Genomic DNA, 335 nt, shown 5'->3' with positions numbered 1-335 from the left:
CATAATTTTGTACTGGACACAACAAAGGTCAACGACATGAATCACGCAGCTACCTTTATAGGAGATAAGTCCAATATAACCATGAATATTTATACACAGGAGCCGGGACTTCAATTTTATAGCGGGAATTTCATGGCCGGCGAAAACACTTTTAAATCTGGAGCCAAAGATGACTTTAGAACCGCTTTTGCCGCTGAAACACAGCACTTCCCGGATGCCCCGAATCAACCTGAGTTTCCTTCTATAGTATTGGAGCCAGGAGAGGAATATCATACTGTTTCGGTATACGAATTTTCCGTGACCGATGAATAGTTTTCAATTATATATAAGAACCA

Annotated in this window: 1 protein-coding gene; it reads left to right on the top strand. The window is 40.6% G+C overall.

Features of this window, described 5'->3' with window-relative positions; translation table 11 throughout:
- The coding region (locus tag HC175_RS21780) for an aldose epimerase family protein (protein ID WP_445326501.1) at nucleotides 1–312 on the top strand (312 nt) is incomplete at its 5' end.
- Nucleotides 313–335 lie beyond the last annotated feature (23 nt).

Source organism: Salinimicrobium oceani (genome assembly GCF_012037645.1).
The sequence above is the reverse complement of the archived record's forward strand: the minus strand, read 5'-3'. Positions and strand labels throughout refer to the sequence as shown.